General features: G+C 71.0%; 4 protein-coding genes and 1 pseudogene. All 5 read left to right on the top strand.

Features of this window, described 5'->3' with window-relative positions; translation table 11 throughout:
- Positions 1-704 (top strand): FGGY family carbohydrate kinase (locus QPR87_RS23230; RefSeq protein ID WP_285051536.1); only part of this gene is annotated, 704 nt, incomplete at its 5' end.
- Complete coding sequence (locus QPR87_RS23235) at positions 701-1834, top strand: iron-containing alcohol dehydrogenase (RefSeq protein WP_285051537.1); 1134 nt, start codon at positions 701-703, stop codon at positions 1832-1834. The genes QPR87_RS23230 and QPR87_RS23235, both read left to right, overlap by 4 nt.
- Entirely contained in the window at positions 1834-3561 is a 1728-nt protein-coding gene (locus QPR87_RS23240; RefSeq protein WP_285051538.1) for a M14 family zinc carboxypeptidase, read from the top strand. The genes QPR87_RS23235 and QPR87_RS23240 overlap by 1 nt, the downstream gene beginning before the upstream one ends.
- A 100-nt stretch (positions 3562-3661) precedes the next feature.
- Positions 3662-6442, top strand: coding sequence for a patatin-like protein (locus QPR87_RS23245; RefSeq protein ID WP_285051539.1), 2781 nt, complete (start codon positions 3662-3664; stop codon positions 6440-6442).
- Between the two features lie 233 nt (positions 6443-6675).
- A pseudogene (locus QPR87_RS23250) lies at positions 6676-6813 on the top strand (bifunctional methylenetetrahydrofolate dehydrogenase/methenyltetrahydrofolate cyclohydrolase); the annotation flags it as partial.

Consider the following 6813-nt stretch of genomic DNA (forward strand, 5'->3'; position numbering starts at 1 on the left):
ATGGCACCGGCTGCTTTGCGCTGCTGAACACCGGGGAGGAGATGGTGGCGTCGAAGAACCGGCTGCTGAGCACCATCGCCTATCGGCTGGAGGGGCGGACGACCTATGCGCTGGAGGGCTCGATCTTCATCGCCGGCGCGGTGGTGCAATGGCTGCGCGACGGGCTGGGGCTGATCCGCTCGGCGGCCGAGACGCAGGGTCTGGCCGAGGCGGCGGATCCGGGTCAGGAGCTGGTCCTGGTGCCGGCCTTCACCGGGCTGGGGGCGCCCTATTGGCGGCCGGATTGCCGGGGGGCGGTGTTCGGGCTGACGCGGAACTCGGGTCCGGCGGAACTGGCGCGGGCGGCGCTGGAGAGCGTGGGTTTCCAGACCCGCGACCTGTGGGAGGCGATGCGGGCGGACTGGCCCGGCGCGGCTGCGGGGGTGCTGCGGGTGGATGGCGGCATGGCGGCGAGCGGCTGGACGATGCAGTTCCTGGCCGACATTCTGGGCGCGCCGGTGGACCGGCCGCGGGTGACCGAGACGACGGCGCTTGGCGCGGGCTACCTGGCGGGGTTGCAGGCGGGCCTGTGCCCGCCGCCCGGGGATTTCGCCCGCGATTGGGCCTTGGAGCGCCGCTTCGAGCCCGCCATGGCCGAGGGCGACCGCGAGACACGCTATGGCCGCTGGAAACAGGCCGTGAAGGCCACGATGGGGGTGGCATGAGCGCGTTTTCCTTTGCCCTGCCGGGGCGGGTGATCTTTGGACGTGGCGAGGCGCAGAAGGCCCCGGCGCTGATCCGTGCCCATGGGCCGCGCGGCGTGCTGGTGCATGGCGCAAACCCCGCCCGCGCCGGCTGGTTGCTCGACGCGCTGCGCGCCGAGGGTGCCGAGGTGCTGGCGATCGCCTGCGGCGCCGAGCCGACCTTGCCGATGCTGGAGGCGGCCTTGGCAGAGGCCAAGGGCTTCGGCGCCGATTGGGTCGCGGCGCTTGGCGGCGGCGCGGTGCTGGATCTGGGCAAGGCGCTGGCGGCGCTGATCCCGGCGCCGGGCGGCATCATGGATCACCTGGAGGTGGTGGGCCGCGGCCTGCCGCTGGCCGCCCCGCCCTTGCCCTATGTCGCGCTGCCGACCACGGCCGGCACCGGCGCCGAGGCCACCCGTAACGCGGTGATCGGCCTGCCCGATCACGGCCGCAAGGTCTCGATCCGCGACGAGCGCATGCTGCCGCGCCTGGCCATTGTCGATCCGGCGTTGACCGACCATTGCCCGCGCGCGGTGACGCTGGCCTCGGGCCTCGACGCGCTGGCGCAGGTGATCGAGCCCTATGTCTCGGCCCGCGCCACGCCCTTCACCGATGCGCTGACCCGCCCGGCCATCGGCCCCGGCCTTGCCGCGCTGGTCCGGCTGATGCAGGCCGAGGATGCCGGGGCGCGCGACCGCATGGCCTGGGTCAGCCTGTCGGGCGGCATCGCGCTGGCCAATGGCGGGCTTGGCGCAGTGCATGGGCTGGCCGGCGTGATCGGCGGCGTGTCGCCTGCTGCGCATGGCGCGATCTGCGGCGTGCTGCTGGGGCCGGTGCTGGCGATGAACCGTGCCCATGCTCCCGATCCGGGCCGCATCGACGAGGTCTGCGGCGAGATTGCGGCCGTGCTTGGCTGCGACGCGGCCAGGGCGCCGCAAGCCCTGTCCGATTGGGCGCGCGAGGCGGGATTGCCGGGTCTGGCCGCGCAGGGGCTGGACCCGGCCTTGCATCAGGCGGTGGCCGAGGCGTCGCTGGCCAGCTCCTCGATGAAGGGCAACCCCTTCGCCGCCTCGATCCCGCAGCTTTGCGAGGTCTTGCGCGAGGCGGGCTGATGGGCGGCGGGGAACTGCTGTTCCAGGCCGACTACCCGGCCACGCTGGACCGGCTTTGCCGCGACCTGACCTGCGCCCGCGCCGAGATCTGGAGCTTCGACGACGCCCCGACCCGCCGCGCGGCCGAGCAGGCACTGGCGGCACGCGGGGTCCGGGCGCGCTGCCGTTCGGCCTACAAGCCCCTGCTGCATGCCTTTCTGGAAGAGATCCGGACCGAGGGGCTGGCCGTTGCCGAAATCGCCTGCCCGCGCCATCCTCAGGCCGTCCCCGGCCGCTTCCTGCTGGAGACCTATCCGCTGCCGGCGCTGTTTCCACTGGCCGATTTCCGTTTCAGCGAGGGGCGGGAAAGCGAAGCGATGCCGGTCTATCGCCTGCGGTTGGGCTATGCCTCGGGCGAGGTCCGGCACGCAACGGTGCCGGCGCCGAACCGCCTGCATCGCGACCATGCCGGCGGCATGGCGCTGTCGCCCTGCGGCTGGCTGATCCGCGACGGGCTGGCAGAGGCGCTGGAGACCGATTACGAGGCGCTGTTCCACCACACGATGCGCGCCATCGCTGCCGCGCCCTGGTCGGGCGAACCCTGTTTTCAGGAGCTGAACATCGCCGTCACCCTGCCGGTGCGCGACCGGGCGCTGGATTGGGGCGCCGAGGCGGTATCGCTGGCCGAGGCGCTGCACGAAGATCTTTATTTCTCGCTGATCGAGCATTTCCAATGCCGCTTGGGCCGTCCGTCCGGGGATCGCAGCCTGCGGGTGGGCCAGATCGTGCCCGAGATCCGCCACGGTCCGCGCCACGCGGTCCGGGTCAGGGTCCGCGATTGGGACCGCAGCCCGGCCGGCGGTGCGCGCTGGCAGCGGCTCGACCGGGCGCACGCGCCGCTGGCCCCGGCGCAGATCGCCCGCGAATTGGCGCGGTTGCCGGGCGTGCCCTTTGCCGCCCGGTCCGTCGCCGGCAGGCCGGTCGAGGCGCGGTATCTGCCGGGGCGCGACCGGGCGGTGATGATTTCGGCCGGGCAGCATGCCAACGAGGTCTCGGGCCCGGTCGGCGCCTTGCGTGCGGCGCAGGAACTGGCGCGGCGCGAGGGGGCGCATTTCACGCTTTGCCCGCTGGAGAATCCCGACGGCTATGCGCTGCGCCAGCGGCTGGCGGGGGCTGCGCCGCGCCACATGCTGCATGCCGCGCGCTATACCGCGCTGGGGGACGATCTGGAGCATCGCCACGAGCCGCCCGAGGCCGAGCGCGGCATCCGTGATCAGGCCCTGCGGCTGAGCGGTGCGCTGCTGCATGTCAGCCTGCACGGCTATCCGGCGCATGAATGGACGCGGCCGCTCAGCGGCTATGTCCCGCGCGGCTTTCGGGACTGGACCCTGCCGCGCGGTTTCTTCCTGATCCTGCGCCACCATCCGGGTTGGGCGCGTCCCGCCGCCCTTCTGGCCGAGGCGGTGATCGCCCGGCTTGCCCGCCTGCCGGACCTGGCCGCCTTTAACACCGCGCAGCTGGCGCTGGCGCGGCGCCATGGCGTCGTGCCGCAGGCGCCGGGCGGCTTTGTCCGCATCATTGTCGAGGATGCGCGCCCGCCGGTGCCGCTGGTGCTGGTGACGGAATATCCCGACGAGACGCTGCTGGGTGCCCCCTTCGCCGCCGCGCATGAGGCGCAGCGCTCCGCCGTGATCGCCGCCTATGACGCCTTCCAGGAGCTGGACCTGGGCGACCGGCCGGTCGCTTGACGGCCGCATTTCCCGCAAGACAATTTGGGCGTTTCCGCTTATCCTTCTGAAACGGAACGGTTCTTGTCGCCTGCCGGCCGGGGCGATCTTGGGGGGCGGAATGGTCGAACGGGCTACGGGTGAGGTGCGCTTCGCGGTCGTCCTTTACGGCGGCGTCTCGCTGGCGATCTACATGAACGGCATCGCGCAGGAGTTGCTGCGCATGGTCCGCGGCAGTTCCGACCTGCCGGACGAGGAACTGGCCCCGGGCGAGTTGATCTATCGCCGGCTGTCGCGCGAGCTTGCAGGACCGCGCGGCGGGCGAAAGCGGTTCGTGATCGACATCATCTCGGGCACTTCGGCGGGCGGGATCAACGGCGTGGCGCTGGCCAAGGCGCTGGTCGCGGGCGCCCGCGACATCGACATCCTGCGCGAGGCATGGACGGAAAAGGCCGATATCGGCCAGTTGCTCAACGACCGGCAGCGCATCGCCGGCCGCCTGCGCCCGACCGAATCGCTGCTGGACGGCGGCCACATGTTCGAGGTGCTGCACGACACGCTGGCCCGGCTGACCGGCAACGGCCGGCCGCTGGCCGAGACGGTGGACCTGTTCGTCACCGCCACCGACCTGCGCGGCCGGCAGGCGCCGATCCACCTGACCGGCGCGCGGCTGGACGAAAGGGTTCATCGCAAGGTGTTCCATTTCGCCTATGACGGGTCCGGCCGCAACGATTTCGGTCCCGGAAACGAAGCCATGCTGGCCTTTGCCGCGCGCTGCACCTCGTCCTTTCCGGTGGCCTTTCCGCCGATGCGCTTTGCCGACATGCCCTCCGCGGCGCAGGATGCCGGCTTCGCCCGCTTCTTCGACCACGACCCGGATTATGCCGGCCGGCTGTTCGCCGATGGCGGCTATCTGGACAATCGGCCCTTCAGCTATGCGACCGAGCTGATCCCCTCGCGCCCGACCACCCTGCCGGGCGAGCGCAAGCTTCTGTTCATCGATCCCTTCCCCGAGGCGCCCTCGCAGCCCGGCCAGGCGCCCGAGCCGCTGGACTTCCTGCAAAACGCCCAGCTCGCGCTGACCGGCCTGCCGCGTTACGAGGTGATCCGCGACGACATCCGCGCCATCGCCCGCATGAACCGGCGGCTGGAGCGGCTGGGCGCCCTGCAGAACCGCTGGCGCGAGGACCAGAACCGGGTCGAGGCGGCCGGGCGCAAGATGCGGCAAAGGCGCAAGCCGGTCGACCTGGACCGGATGGACCTGGCCGACCTGATGACGGGCGCCTTTCAATATCCGCAGAACTACCCGCTTTATCACCACCTGCGGGTCTATGGCACGACCGACGGGCTGTCGGCGATCGTGGCCGGGTTGGCGGGGCACCAGCCGGATTCGGACGTGGCGCTGTATCTGCGCCAGATCCTGCGCGCCTGGCGCGACGACGGCTTCAGCGCCTATCACGCCGAAGGGCGCGAGACCGAGAACGCCTTTCTGTCACGTTACGACCTGGATTTCCGGCTGCGCCGGCTGATCCACCTGCGCGCCCATATCGACGAGGCGCTGGACCGGCGCGAGCGTATCCAGGGCGAAAAGGTCGCGCTGCACCTGCCGCCCGAATTGCTCGCGCCCCTGCGCGACCGGATCGAGGAGGAACTGGCCGATCTTCGCCGCCTTGCCAGCCCCGACAGCAGCCAGGCCCAGACCCTGCTGGCCGGCACCGAGATCGGGCGGCTGGATGGGCTCATTTCAGCCGAATACAGCGCGGTGATGAAGCTCGCGACGCTCGACCAGCGATATGGCAAGGCGCGCGAGATCTATCGCAGCACGGACATCAAGGCGCTGGTGGACAAGGCGCTGGCCAAGCTGGGCCGGGACATGCGCGCCGCCTTCGACGCCAGCAGCGCCCGCATCCGCGCCGACCTGGCCGCGCCCGAGCTCAAGCCGCTGCTGGACGTCTATGACGATTTCCACTGGCACGACGTGATGACCTATCCCTTCCTGGAGGGTTCGGAGCTTCAGGAGCATTCGCAGGTCGAGGTGTTCCGCGTCAGCCCCGCCGACAGCGGGTTGAACCCGCGGCCCGACAAGCTGGCGGGCATCGCCGTCGGTGCCTTCGGCGGTTTCCTGAACCGCGACTGGCGCGAGCATGACATCCTGTGGGGGCGGCTGGACGGGGCCGAGCGCATCGTCGCGGCGCTGATGTCCGACCGCCCCGAGGCCGAGCGCGCTGCCTGGACGCAGGAGATCCAGAACCAGATCCTGCGCGAGGAATATGGCGAGGCCGCCGGACAGGCCCGCCGGCTGGCGCTGCTCAAGGCCAAGCTGCGCGATGCCCGCATCGACGAGGACGCCTTCGAGGAAACCGCCGCCCAGGCGCTGGGGGTCAAGGACGCCGCCGAACTGGACCTGCGGCGTTTCGGCGCGCATTATAAGGATCTGAAGCCCGTCGGCCCGCGCCCGCCCGAGATCGCCGGCTGGGGCAGCCGTGGCATGGCGATCCTGTCGCGCATGATCGACGACTTGCCCGACGACGGCATCCTGCGCATGCTCGGCACCCGGGCGGCGACGGCTTTGCGGGCCGGGGGCGGGCTGATCTCGGGCTTTGCGCGCTTCGCCATGCCGGGCAGCTATTGGCGGATGCTGGCGGACAAGATGCTGTTCCTGGCCATGCTGGCGGGGTTGCTGGTCGTGCTGATGGCGCCGTGGCTGGGCGCGGCGGCCGCCAGGATCGGCTGGCTGCTGCTGGCGGCGGCGGTCGCGATCTGGCTGCTACTCTACAGCTTCGGGCGCTGGCTGCGCGGCAGGGACAGCTTGCCGCAGGCGCTGCGCTGGCTGGCGATCTTCGTCGCGCTGGCCCTGATGGGCGTGGGGCTGCGGACTGTCGCAAATCACCTGTTCGGCTGACGCAGCCCGCGTGGGCGTGCGTCGCAAAACGACGTTGCCTTGTCGCAATAGGGCCTGACCTTTGCATCGGCCGGTTGGAAAAAGGCGTCAACGGGGGTAGAGGCGAAACCGGGACGGGCAGGTCCACCTCTGGAACGGGACTTGCACATGCCGGCGCCTGCGCTATCCGCGAGCGGGGCGGTCGGCCGATGCCGTCCGCGACACGGGTGCGGAATGCGAAGGAGATTGGGCCTATGGGGGCAAGGATCATCGACGGCAAGGCTTTTGCTTCTGGTGTCCGGGGCCGCGTTGCGTCGGCGGTTGCCGGGCTGGAGGCCGCGCACGGGGTGGTGCCGGGGCTGGCGGTGGTGCTGGTGGGCGAGGATCCGGCG

This window comes from Paracoccus sp. SSJ, assembly GCF_030234105.1.
Classification (GTDB): Bacteria; Pseudomonadota; Alphaproteobacteria; order Rhodobacterales; family Rhodobacteraceae; genus Paracoccus; species Paracoccus denitrificans.